The organism is Pontibacter vulgaris (assembly GCF_022758145.1).
Lineage (GTDB): Bacteria > Bacteroidota > Bacteroidia > Cytophagales > Hymenobacteraceae > Pontibacter > Pontibacter vulgaris.
The window spans coordinates 469255-481184 of record NZ_JAJVDH010000005.1 but is presented as its reverse complement, the minus strand read 5'-3'; the positions used below and the strand labels follow the sequence as shown (position 1 = coordinate 481184).

The following is an 11930-nucleotide window of genomic DNA, read 5'->3' as shown; positions in this document are numbered from 1 at the left end:
GCGTCACCTCTGCCTGCAGGCGGTTGCGCGAGTCTACTTTCACTCCTAAGCTATTGATTTGATTATTGCTCGTGGTGGAGGCAATGCCTTTATTGGTGACCACTTGCAGGCTACCGCCTGCAAGGGTGAGCTTGGAAGGCTCGTAGCCCGGAACCTCCGGGTTACTCACCGCCCCGTCAGCTGACAGGCGCGTGCCCGAGTAGGCATCTACCATCGTGAAACCTGTGCCCAGCCCGCTCTTGTCGGCCAGCGTGCCTGCCACCTCCGAGCCAAAGGAGAGGCTGTAGGGCAAGGCTACCTGCACCTGCTCGCACGTTAAGGTACTCACAGGAGGACATTGCCCCATAACCGAAAAGGAAACTAAGAATGGTAACGCTAATAGTATTAATGATTGCACTACCAACTTCGCCAGAGAAGGTGTAAAATTCTTGCTCATTGCTACTTACAGGATTAAAATTAAAATTTATTAATATAATTGGATGCTTGACTTTGAGACAAGTCGCCAGGGGAAAGAAGGGCTGTGTGAATCTTTAAATCCCTGAAAGAGAAAGTAGAACGGCAAAACACCAGCTTTAAGCTACTGAATAAGCAATTATTGGATGTCTAAATTAAAAGACAGTATAGGTCTGACACGTGAAACTAACTGGTTATTGATACGACCAATTTAAATTTCAGACTATAAAATTCAATTATTTTAACTAAAATTATTCATTATCCAATACTAAGAATATTTCTATATATCGTTCAGATATGATTATTAAATTGGCATTATAGCAAATGATTAGCGATCTAAATATGGTAATCATCAAAATATTACATATAGTAATATATTATGAATTTCACTTCTCTGAAATTAAGTCTGATAAAGTATAAAAAGCACATAGTAGTTAGGCTATTATATTATCTAAATAAAAATAACCTAAAATCAGAAAAACTTTTAATTACTTTTTCACAATAAAAACGTAATTAAATCCAAATAAGTATTTACTAATTTTACTTGCTCCTATATTGATTCAAGTTAACCGGTTCATTTAAAGTTCTTGGATTCAATAAGTAAAATAAGCTTTCTGCATATGCAGCACCCATATAGTTAGCCTTCAACATGCGCTATTAAACATATCCAGCAATGAAAAACCTTAACGCTTTACACATTAATAGCTATTTTCTGACTAATAAAATCCATCTTAATTTTTATAATACATTAGCCAAGTTTCGGCAAGACAAATTCATTATTCCAGTTTATAAGTCTTTCAAGGAAAAGCACATCGAAGGAATAAATATAGATTACATTTATTCTGGTTTAGATAAAGCCCTATTCTTTACTAAAGTGGTTAAAGTTTTATACCTCTTTTATAATAAAAAATTTGAAGGTAATATTGAGTATATACATGCACATACCTTGGTGAGTGATGGTGTACCTGCCTTTGTACTGAGTTTGCTTATTCAAAAAGGATATGTTGTTACTGTAAGGGGTGCTGACGTACACTCTCATATAAAAAACAGCAAAATTTTACGATCAATTGCTCAAACTGTCCTGAAAAAGGCTAAAATTGTTTTTTTCGTCTCTCCAGCATATCGCGAAAGAGTGATAGCACTTTATCCTAATATTAGTAAAGAGAAGTTTCTATTACTTCCAAATGGGGTAGACGATTTCTGGATTAGAAACATTCATGAGAAAAGTGATTTCAACAAAGATTTTGAGGTAATAAATATTCTCTTTGTTGGTCGTGTAACTAAACAGAAAAACCTGGAAATACTTTTAAAGTATCTCAGGATGTATAATGATAGACGTTATAATTTAAATATTGTGGGCTCAAATGATTTAAACTGGGACTTCGCCGCACTTTCTCAGACAATCAAAAAAGGTAATACCATTAATTACTTAGGAGAAGTCAGGGATATGAACAAATTATTGAAAATATATAGGCAAAATGACATATTTATTATGCTTTCTCCTTCTGAAACATTTGGTGTTGTTTATGTTGAAGCTCTCACACAGGGGCTACCAATAATTTATACAAAAGGAGATGGAATAGATGGTTACTTTAATGAAGGTGAAGTAGGTTACTCTTGCGATCATCAGTCTGTAGAGGATCTAAAATCGAGAATTGACTTAGTGTTTTCTAACTATGAAAGAATATGTCAAAATACAAAAAAGACAGTCGCACTTTTCGAGTGGGATTATCTGGGCAAACAATATATAGATAATATTAACTCAAGGTTTTAACATCACTTTTTACCAAAGTAATTAATAGCTGAGATAGTAATTTTAAAAAGTATAAATCTAATCAATTGCTTCTAGCTATACTTAAGAATTAACTTTTAATAGCTTTACTTCAAGGGTTTATTTATTTGGCAGTTCCCTTTCAACTATACATGCCCATACTTAGCCCATTAATTGATTTTTAAATTAAAGTATACTAATTAGTTTCTTCAATACTGAGAACAGCTTAATAGATTCAAATAAGCGATACAACATGGAAATGTAAGTTTCGATAATGTCGCATTAAGAAACTTACATGAACACTCCCTTAGTTCATACATTATTTAATGATGTATTTGCTTACCTGAGATTAGTTGTTGTTAGCCTATTACTTCTAATAATTTTAATCTCTCTTGAATTGCCTATCTCATACTATCTCATAATAGAGTTGCTCACCCACACCTTTCATTTATTGCCTCCAAATCTTGGTCTTATAATAATCAAGCCATAAATATTGTATCCTTCACTTATACTCCCTTCCCTCTAATAATGCCTCCAAAGTTTTGATGAAACTGCATTATAATTAAATGAAAAACCAGTTCGTGGTTATATCCACCTGAACAGCGCCTAGCTATATCCTTTCATAACCACTCACAATCTATTTGAAATTTTTGCTTAATTAGCCAACCCCAATAATTGTACATAATATTTAATCGAAGATTCCGTTAGTGTTATCAACACAAAACAAAAACCACAAACCTTATAAACATAGTACAATCAAACTCATTCGTAACAAACAATCACCCCACCTAAACATAACTATATTTTACCAATCCAAGCGACCTCAATCCTCTCTATTTTTTTTAAAACATTTCATCAAACAAACAAAAAAGATCTTTTTTTTACTATATAAAAAATTGATAATACATTAAATACCAACCCTTTATATATTAAAAAGAACGGCATTTTTATATAAATTTTTCAATTAAAATATATAAGGTTTCAATTTTTTAGTAAAAAGATTTGCATCAAAAAATTTCTGATATAAGTTTGCAACCATAATAACAGGAATAACAAACTATAGCCGGCAATTTGTTTTGTTATATTTTAATGTTCTACACACCTCAAACCAAGTGTAATTAACCACATTAAACTCTCCTGTTAAATCATATTTTTTAAACACATTAATCTACACCTTTAATCTCTAATTGCCTGTTCTGCCAATTGTAGTTATTATATAAAGCTATTTCAGAAACAGGTTTTACTTAAATCAACTTTAACCAAATGAGACGTAAAAAATTTTTAGCCATCCCCTTATTAGCATTACTTTTCACTGCTTGTAATAAAGAAGATTCAATTCAGCCAGACAATGAAAATCCAGGCACTATAACAGAAACTATAGCTCCAGATTCTTCATTTAGCGGATCAATTACTAATGCCCTTACTTCAATTGATTCATTTAGAAAGAATCTGCTTTCAGAAGAAGGTTTTGAATCAGCGCCCGAAGTCAGAGAAGGACAAGTGTATCCTATCTGGTACGATTCCTTCAAAGGAGAATTCCATAAATCATATAGTTTTGCCGCCGCCACTTCGCTTAAGCGAACCGGAAATAAAGCAGCCAGACTAGAAATCAGAAAGGCTGACACAGATGTCCGTCGTGCTGAATTCATCCAAAATTATACTTCAACCGGCAGAAACCGCTGGTATGGCCTTAGCTTGTACCAGCCTAGTGCTAATTGGGCAGACTCCAAAGACTGGGAGATTATCACCCAGTTTTGGTCAAAGCCTGATGCAGGCGAGTCAAATCACACCCCTCCTATCTCTCTATCTGTTTCAAATGGACGTTATAGATTGGTAGTAAGATGGGAAGCTTCTGCCATACACACCAATGAGACGGTAGATGGTACCAAAACTTTCGACTTAGGACCAGTTGAAAAAGATAAATGGCTGGATTTTGTCTACCACATCAATTTCTCCTATAAGTCTGACGGGGTATTGGAAGTTTGGAAAGATGGCAAGAAAGTAGTTGACTACAGAGGTCCCAATAGCTACAATGACCAGACTGTTCCTTATTTCAAGTTTGGCATGTACAAATATAGCTGGGAGAGCCATCTAACAGACCGCGTAATCTATATAGATGAAGTTCGCATTGGAAATGAAAATGCAACGTATACAGATGTTGCTCCAAGTGGTACGGCTAGCGCTACTACTACCTCTACAGGTAGCACAACAGACCCTACTACAAGTACTACAACTAACTCAACTACAGTTAAATTAATTAATGCTGGAGCAGGAAGCTATAAAGATAGTCAGTCAAGAACATGGGCAGCTGATGTTAACTTCTCTGGAGGAGTAACTGCCACTAAAGCCATTGCAATCGATGGCACAACAGATGATGCTTTGTATCAAAGCTATCGATATGCTTCTTCTGGCAAGACGTTTGGCTATAGAATACCTGTAAGTACATCAGGTAATTATACAGTAAACCTTTTGTTCACAGAACCATATTTCAAAAAATCCGGTGCTCGCGTATTTTATGTAAACATGGAGGGAAATCGAGTTTTAAGCAACTTTGATATCTTCAAGCTTTATGGCTATGGAAAATCCAAAGTCATGACATTCAAAGACATAGCTGTTACAGATGGAGTTCTTACAATAGATTTCATGTCAGTTACAAACAACGCAATCGTTTCTGGTATTGAAGTCATAAAACAATAAATTTTTATCATCTTTATAATTATAAAAAGGGTGCCTTCAGCACCCTTTTTTTTTCTTCCTAAATTCTTTAGAAGTATTAAAACAATAAATCAATAGTTTGGCACAAATTATACACAAATAAACTGAATTAGTTAAATGCAAAAATAAATCCATAACGTACTAAAATATAAACATTCGTTTAATCATATGCCATCTAAAACAATTTTAATAATTTGTGTGATTACAGGACTAACTCCTGTAATTTCTCTTAAGCTCCTAAAGACTTTAAAATTTAGTCAAACCCTTACATCAGTTGATTCATTTAGAAAGAATCTGCTTTCAGAAGAAGGTTTTGAATCAGCGCCCGAAGTCAGAGAAGGACAAGTGTATCCTATCTGGTACGATTCCTTCAAAGGAGAATTCCATAAATCATATAGTTTTGCCGCCGCCACTTCGCTTAAGCGAACCGGAAATAAAGCAGCCAGACTAGAAATCAGAAAGGCTGACACAGATGTCCGTCGTGCTGAATTCATCCAAAATTATACTTCAACCGGCAGAAACCGCTGGTATGGCCTTAGCTTGTACCAGCCTAGTGCTAATTGGGCAGACTCCAAAGACTGGGAGATTATCACCCAGTTTTGGTCAAAGCCTGATGCAGGCGAGTCAAATCACACCCCTCCTATCTCTCTATCTGTTTCAAATGGACGTTATAGATTGGTAGTAAGATGGGAAGCTTCTGCCATACACACCAATGAGACGGTAGATGGTACCAAAACTTTCGACTTAGGCCCGGTTGAAAAAGATAAATGGCTGGATTTTGTCTACCACATCAATTTCTCCTATAAGTCTGACGGGGTGCTGGAAGTATGGAAAGATGGCAAGAAAGTAGTTGACTACAGAGGTCCCAATAGCTACAATGATAAGACTGTTCCTTACTTCAAGTTTGGCATGTACAAGTATAGCTGGGAAAGCCATTATTCCAATCGCGTCCTCTATGTAGATGAGGTTCGCATTGGTAATGAAAATGCAACCTACAATGATGTTGCCCCTTTAAGAACAATTTTTAGTACAGAACTACAATATCAGAAGTTAAATTAAGGAATTATACAATTCACAAGAAATATATAAAAACGTGAAATTAATCATAAATATATGATAAATATTGATCAGCTATTTTAGAAACCGCGAAGTCTTTTGCTCGATTAATTAGAAAGTCAGCATCATGTTTGGCATTTAGTGTTTCTAAAATAGCACTAGACAACATCTCAGAATTTCCCACTGGCACAAGCTTGCCATATTTTCCATTTTCTAATATCTCACTAGGTCCTCCCGGACAATTTGTTGATACAATAGGAGTACCTACTCCTAGAGCTTCCACAATTACATTACCAAAACCTTCATATTTAGATGATACAACAAGAACTGAAGCTCTTTTTATAAAATAAGAAGGGCTTTCAATATATCCCAGTAAAAAAACGCTCTTTTCCAAAGATAATCTTTTGATAAGAGCTTCTAATTCTTTACGTAATTGCCCTTCACCTAATATTAACAATGAAACATCCTGATTTTGACTTACTAGTTTGAAAGCATTGATTAAGTTGGCAAAATCTTTTGCTTGAGTAAGCCTCCCAACCGCAACAATAAATCTTTTAGTTAGGCAACTGACAACAGCAGGATTTAAACTAGAAGGTATAAAATCACTAAAAGTAGGCTTATAAACAGGATTATATATAACTTTAATTTTATTCCTTGTTATATTCATCCGCCAGGAAAAATCATCCGCGACTCTCTCTGATACTGCAATAACCTTAGTAGGTAATTTATAAAGAATCCTAGCTAAAGTTATAAATAAATCACTTTTATAAAGGGTCTTACCATCAGTTTCCTTATTCTCAGCAGTCAAGTCAGTGTGTAGTGAAACTACTGCCTTCGTTTTACTAAAAGACAAAGTACAACCTAATATATTAATGATATTTAAATATTCCCTTGCTGAAACGACAGCGTCAGGCTTTTCCTTTTTGATATATTTTATAAATTTGAAAATACTATTTAACGCTCTTCCATTACCCTCAAAAAGACGAACATTGGATGGAAGTTGATTAAGAAACTCACCCTCTCTTTTCACCAAAAAGACATCGACTAGAATACCTCTAGATGCATATTCTTCTATCAGATTAATAAAAACCTTTCCGATTCCACCAAGTGCTAAAGTTCCAGGAAAAAAACAAATCTTCATACCATTAAGATGATTAAACGATATTTAAGATATACTGATAGGACAACTAAATCAGTATATCTTAAATATTGTTTACATATTAAAATTTTATACTATGATAATTTGTAAGCATAATACTTACGAATTACAATTGAGCTGTAGGAAATAACTAATCCATACCATAGCCAGAATATTCCCTCCACCATAATTGTACTAGGCCCGAAACATAAGAGAGGAAAGACAATAATTGTAGATCTTAGCATCATTGGCATAAGGTTATTTATAATCGTATAATATTTTGCAAACCTCATATAAGCACAATAAACCACCCACATTTGGATCAATAAAATAATAGGACCATATTCTACAAGAACTTGTAATAGATAGTTATGTGTAGGTGTTCCATTTAAGTTGAAAATTGAAGAACCAGGCCCCATTCCTACACCTAAATTATCAACAAAATATCTGATCGACTTTAAATAAAAAACATTTCTTCCTTCTTCGCCACTCTCAATACTCTTATCATTCTTTTCGATTACAAGGGTTAACATTCTAGTTATTGAATCGACAACTGATTCATTTAATATAATAATTATCACAAAAATAACAGCTCCTATTATAGTAAATCTAACCAGTTTACCTTGATAGTTTCTGTTCGAAAATATTGTAATTAAACAGAATACAATCACACCTAATATAAATCCGAAAATAGCAGCTCTTGAATATGAAAAAAATAATATAGTAATGCTCAGTAAGAGGCTAATAATATTAAGTCTATATATAATTTTAGGACTATAAGCGTTAATCACTCTACCAAGTAAGACCAAAGAAGTTAATGCATTAAAAAAACCATAGTTATTTTGATTAGCAAATATAGCTCTCGGTGCTAAAAAACCATTACGTTCAATAGAGTTCGCGGTTTTTGTTCCAATTTCCGTAACTATAAGATATTCCTGATGCCAAACTTCCCATATACCTATTAAATTTATACATAGAGCTCCTACTATCCATATCTTAAAAACTACCTCTAATCTATCTTCTGAGTAAATGTATTTTGAGATTAGCCAGGTAAGAGTTAAACCTGTTTGCAGAATGCCAAATTCTTTTATAGCTAATGTGGTATCTGGAGCCCATATTATACTAATCAAGCCGAGAAACAAAAAAATAACTATGAATCTTGAGTTAAATAATAAGAAAGAGTCTCTCCACCTTTCTCTAGACATCATGAAAAATAATCCAATAAAACACAAGAATCTTAATGGGTATAATGAGAAAAAGGAAAAATCGATACTAATTACAGAACTTCCTAAAAAAACACTAGCTATAGCTAGAATAGTTAAAATGAAACCCCACTCATGCTGCCTCTTTGCATTTTTACATTTGTTTTGGGCTTGTTTTCGGATAGAGGCAACTTTTATCATAAATATTTTTTTAATTATATAAATAACTTAAAAATTATTTATCCCATGACCAACTAAATCACTATATAGTAAGGAGTTCATTTATGAATAAGTATAGCTAATTAAAGAGCTGCAACTTTAAGTCTAATACGATTAAGATGTAGCTTAATAATCAACCATAATGCTTGATTATTAAAATTCATTTTTCTGAGCAAATTATAATTAATGCTCTCACCTTCATAAACACGCCCATTTAGCATAATATATAAATACCTGTTCTGATAATACTTAATTGCTTTTTTTAAGTGTTTATCATCAACTGTTTTCAATAGCCCTTCTAAGAAAGGAGAAAATATAAATTCTGAATCCCTCTTAATACTTTTAGTAACCATGTTTACAGAATCAATATGATAAAAAGACATGGCCTTATTTATCCACAAATTATGATTACTATGCCATAAACACCTAGTCCAAGTATCCATATCCCCACCTCTCTTAAACTTACTTTCAGGAAAGCCTCCAGCCTTTATTATCAGATCCTTTTTAATACAAACTGCACCTGTCCAAATCTGCTGAGGACCTATCAGGAAGTCTATTAGTGTAAAGTTCTTTATAGAATAATTTTTGTTCAAAGTTGAATAGGTATCAATTGCTTTCTTGCCTTCACATACTTTATACCACCCCCAGCTAACTATTTCAACATCTGAATTAATGTTAATAACAGCTGCTATAGTTTCTAACAAAGTAAGCTCCCATTCATCGTCCGCATCTAAAAAACAAATCCATTCGTAGGCCGCATGCTTTATTCCGAGGTTTCTTGCTGCATAGCCCCCAGCTCCAGGTGTGTCTCTGTTTAAAATCTTTATCCTAGGATCCTGGAACTTCTTAATTTTTTCAGCAGAGCCATCCGTAGAAGCATCATTAACCAATATAAGCTCGAAATAAGTATAGGTCTGGTTAAGAACAGAGTTCACTGACCTTTCCAAATGAGGTAATTTATTATGAACCGGTATAATAATAGAAAACATAAGTTTATCCAGCATTAACATTAATCTTAAAACTTACTTAAATAAAAAAATTCTACTACTAAATAGGCTATGTTTGCCTCTTTTAATAAAGCTGCTTTTATTTCCTCAAATCATGTCTTTACAATATTGGTCCCAATACTTGACAAACATATCTTCTGCTTGAGGAGTAAAAACTTTCCCTAAAGCAGGCATAGGTGTAAACTCTCCAAAGACCGCCCCTTTATCTGTAGCATAGAAGTCTATTCTTACAAAGATTTCATAAGCCTTGCTAATTCTTTTTGCAAGAAATATTAACTCGTCAAGGCATTTTAGAGGCTCTTCATAAGAAGCTTTTGAATATTTTGTATTTAAATTCTCTACTTACTGCCATTCTGATGTATACAAACTAGTAGATCCATCGTTAGGCCCAATTCTATTAATTACTTCTATTCTAGCTATCTCGCCATTGAAAGTATAAAACTTGTAATCTTTTGGAATTTTGTACTTGCCATCTTCCGTTTTACAAATTCTTCAATCATGAACTCTAAATGAGGATTTAGCGCTAAAGCATCACTCATATTTAAGTCCGCTCATAATTTGAGTAATTACGTCTATCCAAATAATTAAAAGAGTCCTTCTTAAGATTAAATTGTAAGAATCTCCTATTGTAGGCTGGATCACATACTGTTAAGGTAGCTGGCTAAAGTTTATATTTTTATATCTTTTCCTTTCTAATATAACTTCGGCACTTTAAAACCAGTTTATTTTGCAAACTCTCTGAAATTATTTTTGTTACTTAATTAGTATTAAAAGTTTCTACTTGTAAAATGATTTACATACCCTATTTAGATTTTAATAACTAGCTTTGAAGCATTTTTCTATCAGTAATTCTCAAAATTACTGTAGTGGTATTTAATTCATTTATTAAAATCTTCTTTTCTAAAGTAAACTATCAGAAAAGATAAATTTTAAAATAAAATCATATGCCAATGGTATTAGACTAATAAACACACAAAATCACCAATTACAATTTAATAATATAATTTATTAAAAAACCGCAATTACATACTTTTAAAGGTTATTTTTCTATAGGAATTATAGATTTAAATCGGCGTTTAATTACTAATTAAATAATATTTATCTAGACATTATATAGATTTATTTAATTACCTTTAAAAGGTTTAGCTCCATTATACAATTTAAGAACTTCATACCCGCGGAGTATGCGGATACAATACCTTAGCAAAAAAACTTGGAACTTAAATTCCAAACTCAGGCTTTTCCCTCTGGTGCGAATATGCTTAAACTCATTTACAGGAGGTCTGAACTCATATATAAAATATAAAAACTTAAAAATCCAATTACTCTTTTTAGGTTCTAAAAGAAGCTTCCCCGCGGCGACCCGCCTTATTTTTCCAATTAGCTGTTTTAAGTCCCCTCTCGCTGGATGCTTAACAATCACATTTTGTGAGAAGCAAATTTTAAAATTGTGAGAAGCAGCTCTAAGTCCCCACTCAAAGTCTCCACCCGAATATACATCAGGATTGAAAAGCCCTATAGAGTCAAATACTCTCTTTTTAGCAAACATATTTGCAGTTACTGATACCCCTAACTTTATATTATCTTCTTGTTTAAAAGCATATACTATTTCGTATGCCTCTGCTAAAGTAGGTTTATCCCCAGCGATAAAGAGATCCACCCTTCCACCAACTCTATCTACATCAGGATTATCTCTAAAAAAATTGACAGCCGCTTCAATCCAATTAAGGGCAGGAATGCAATCAGAATCTGTAAAACCTATTATTTCCCCATTAGCAATTGAAAGTCCAGCATTTCTGGCAGCGTAAGAACCGGATTTTTGTTCTGTTATAATTTGTAAATTATTTATATTGTAAAAATTATCCGGAACTGCATCCATTAAGTCATTATTAACAATAATAACCTCATACATATCAGAGCCATAAGTTTGATTTTCTAATGCATTTATGCATTTAGACAATCTTTCCCAATCATGATATGTAGGAATAATAATTGATACTAGAGGGTTATAATGCATCTAAGATATTAAGTAATTAAAAGTTTAAACTCTCTCATAACTAATACGCATTTATCAAAACATACTTATAATAAAAAATCATCACTTTTTAAAATAATTATCTTACTGTAATTTATTAAATAATACTATTTTAAATAAGTATAGTAACCTGATATTATTATTTCCAGATCTGGATTAAGGGGGCATATTATTATAATAAACCGCAATAATTTTGTTTTTACCCTGAATTATAAATTTGGTTCGAGTGCTTTGAATAAACTCATCCATTTCCCTCTTTATGATATGCATTCAAAAAGTCATATATTAAATCTCAATATTATAAAATATTTTGATCTATATTTTGAAAGAATAT

At 32.9% G+C, this 11930-nt stretch carries 8 protein-coding genes and 1 pseudogene; 3 read left to right on the top strand and 6 right to left on the bottom strand.

Annotated elements, in window-relative coordinates:
* A partial coding sequence (locus LWP20_RS14450) for a hypothetical protein (RefSeq protein ID WP_242928868.1) occupies positions 1-328 on the bottom strand: 328 nt, incomplete at its 3' end.
* Between the two features lie 798 nt (positions 329-1126).
* Here LWP20_RS14450 and LWP20_RS14445 point away from each other — a divergent pair.
* The 3 genes from LWP20_RS14445 to LWP20_RS14435 all read left to right on the top strand — a co-directional run bounded on the left by LWP20_RS14445 (position 1127) and on the right by LWP20_RS14435 (position 5998).
* Positions 1127-2227, top strand: a complete 1101-nt coding sequence (locus tag LWP20_RS14445; protein WP_242928867.1) for a glycosyltransferase family 4 protein — start codon at positions 1127-1129, stop codon at positions 2225-2227.
* Between the two features lie 1260 nt (positions 2228-3487).
* Positions 3488-4921 (top strand): heparin lyase I family protein, encoded by a 1434-nt coding sequence (locus LWP20_RS14440; RefSeq protein WP_242928866.1) that lies wholly within the window; start codon positions 3488-3490, stop codon positions 4919-4921.
* A gap of 363 nt (positions 4922-5284) precedes the next feature.
* Entirely contained in the window at positions 5285-5998 is a 714-nt protein-coding gene (locus LWP20_RS14435; RefSeq protein ID WP_242928865.1) for a polysaccharide lyase family 20 protein, read from the top strand.
* 40 nt (positions 5999-6038) lie between these two features.
* On the opposite strand, the gene LWP20_RS14430 is transcribed toward LWP20_RS14435, so the two are convergent.
* The 5 genes and pseudogenes from LWP20_RS14430 to LWP20_RS14415 all read right to left on the bottom strand — a co-directional run bounded on the left by LWP20_RS14430 (position 6039) and on the right by LWP20_RS14415 (position 11578).
* A complete protein-coding gene (locus tag LWP20_RS14430; protein WP_242928864.1) occupies positions 6039-7136 on the bottom strand; it encodes a glycosyltransferase in 1098 nt (365 codons plus the stop codon).
* A gap of 92 nt (positions 7137-7228) precedes the next feature.
* Positions 7229-8536 (bottom strand): O-antigen ligase family protein, encoded by a 1308-nt coding sequence (locus LWP20_RS14425; RefSeq protein WP_242928863.1) that lies wholly within the window; start codon positions 8534-8536, stop codon positions 7229-7231.
* Between the two features lie 101 nt (positions 8537-8637).
* A complete protein-coding gene (locus LWP20_RS14420; RefSeq protein WP_242928862.1) occupies positions 8638-9558 on the bottom strand; it encodes a glycosyltransferase family 2 protein in 921 nt (306 codons plus the stop codon).
* A gap of 90 nt (positions 9559-9648) precedes the next feature.
* Positions 9649-9849 (bottom strand): annotated as a pseudogene (locus LWP20_RS18400) (ATP-grasp fold amidoligase family protein); the annotation flags it as partial.
* Between the two features lie 835 nt (positions 9850-10684).
* Positions 10685-11578 carry a glycosyltransferase family 2 protein gene (locus LWP20_RS14415; protein ID WP_242928861.1) on the bottom strand — a complete coding sequence of 298 codons (894 nt, stop codon included), beginning with the start codon at positions 11576-11578 and terminating at the stop codon, positions 10685-10687.
* Between the last annotated feature and the right edge of the window lie 352 nt (positions 11579-11930).

Excerpts from the sequence above, each read along its gene's own strand:
- LWP20_RS14445 (WP_242928867.1), top strand. The coding sequence starts at position 1,127 with ATGAAAAACCTTAACGCTTTACACATTAATAGCTATTTTCTGACTAAT.
- LWP20_RS14440 (WP_242928866.1), top strand. The coding sequence starts at position 3,488 with ATGAGACGTAAAAAATTTTTAGCCATCCCCTTATTAGCATTACTTTTC.
- LWP20_RS14430 (WP_242928864.1), bottom strand. The coding sequence starts at position 7,136 with ATGAAGATTTGTTTTTTTCCTGGAACTTTAGCACTTGGTGGAATCGGA.
- LWP20_RS14425 (WP_242928863.1), bottom strand. The coding sequence starts at position 8,536 with ATGATAAAAGTTGCCTCTATCCGAAAACAAGCCCAAAACAAATGTAAA.
- LWP20_RS14420 (WP_242928862.1), bottom strand. The coding sequence starts at position 9,558 with ATGCTGGATAAACTTATGTTTTCTATTATTATACCGGTTCATAATAAA.
- LWP20_RS14415 (WP_242928861.1), bottom strand. The coding sequence starts at position 11,578 with ATGCATTATAACCCTCTAGTATCAATTATTATTCCTACATATCATGAT.